Genomic DNA, 1,249 nt, shown 5'->3' on the forward strand with positions numbered 1-1,249 from the left:
GCGGCCGATCGGTGTGCGAGGCCGCTGACGTTGTCTCGGCTAGCGGACGACGTGGACGGTCACCGGCGCGGAGGTGCGGTCCGTCTTCGCGTGGCGGTGGTGGCTGTCGGTCGAGTACAGCACGGAACGGAACTGCAGATCGCCCCTGTGCGTGGCCTTGACGTTCATGCGCGCATCGCCGGTGTAGCTCCGCTTGACGACGCGCCAGTGGCTCCAGTGGCCGGGTTTGCCGGACCGCTCCTGTATGACGAGCGTGGTGTACCCCTCGGCATCGTCGTCACCCTGGCCGTGCACCTTCACGACGTGGCCGGCGTGCACGGTGTGAGGCGTGGCCTGCACCGAGATGTCGCCCTTCGCGAACGCCGGGGACACCGCCAATGCGGCCGAGGCCGTACCCAGCGCGCCGACCACCGCAAGGCGCTTCAGACCGAGCTTCATGCCTGGATCTCCTTTGATCTCTTCAGTCCCGTGCATCAACCGGGCTTCACAGACGTGCAATTGGTGCGCTTTCACCGATGAAGAGCGGTCGACGCACCAAGTCGTTGGCCCCCGATTGTCACTACCACGTAACCGCTGTCGGACGATCATCGCGCTGCCTCACCCCGGCTCAGCCGGGATCCATGAGAACCGCCGACCGGTGACCGGTGACCGAGAAGTGAGCGCCGTGTCCCCGGCCCGGCTGCTGCCGGACGACGACCGGGCAGGGCGTTCACCACCTTCCGGCGCTGGGCCAGGATGCCGTTGCACGGGGCGAGGCTGACGCTGCCTGCGCGGACCGCACCATCCGCCGCCGCGACGAAGTCGACCAGACGGAGGTAGCAGGCAGGACGCCGGTGCAGTCGAGGGCACCGAGCCAAGCGGCGGGGGGCGGGCGCTTCGCCGCGCTTGATTGTGGTGATCTGCCGGCAAACGGCTCGGAAGTCGGTGCCGTACGCGAGCAACTGCTCGACAGCGGCACCGGAGACGAGAGAGCGGTCTGCTGAGACATGGTCCTCTCACAGGGCCGATTCTCCGCATGCGGGCGAACCGCCTGCGGAGAATCGCATGACGGTGCCCGTCAGCCGGTACGTGCGGTTGACGGCGGCCCCGTGCGCCTGCCGGGATGGTGTGTCAGAGCATGGCGAGGCGGTCCACCAGCAGTTTCACCCTCTGCTGGGTGTATTCCGGTGGCAGCCGTCCGGCCCGGGTCAGGGTGGCCAGTCCGTGCAGACACGCCCAGAAGGTCTCGGTGAACAGCCCCGGTTCGACG

At 68.1% G+C, this 1,249-nt stretch carries 1 protein-coding gene and 1 pseudogene; both read right to left on the reverse strand.

The features are described 5' to 3' along the window. Nucleotides 1–39 precede the first annotated feature (39 nt). The gene (locus BIV23_RS44260; protein WP_071386658.1) at nt 40–438 is read right to left on the reverse strand and encodes a hypothetical protein; all 399 of its coding nucleotides are present in this window, start codon (nt 436–438) and stop codon (nt 40–42) included. A gap of 672 nt (nt 439–1,110) precedes the next feature. Continuing rightward, nucleotides 1,111–1,249, reverse strand: a pseudogene (locus tag BIV23_RS52995) (TetR family transcriptional regulator); the annotation flags it as partial.

This window comes from Streptomyces monashensis (assembly GCF_001866665.1).
Classification (GTDB): Bacteria; Actinomycetota; Actinomycetes; order Streptomycetales; family Streptomycetaceae; genus Streptomyces; species Streptomyces monashensis.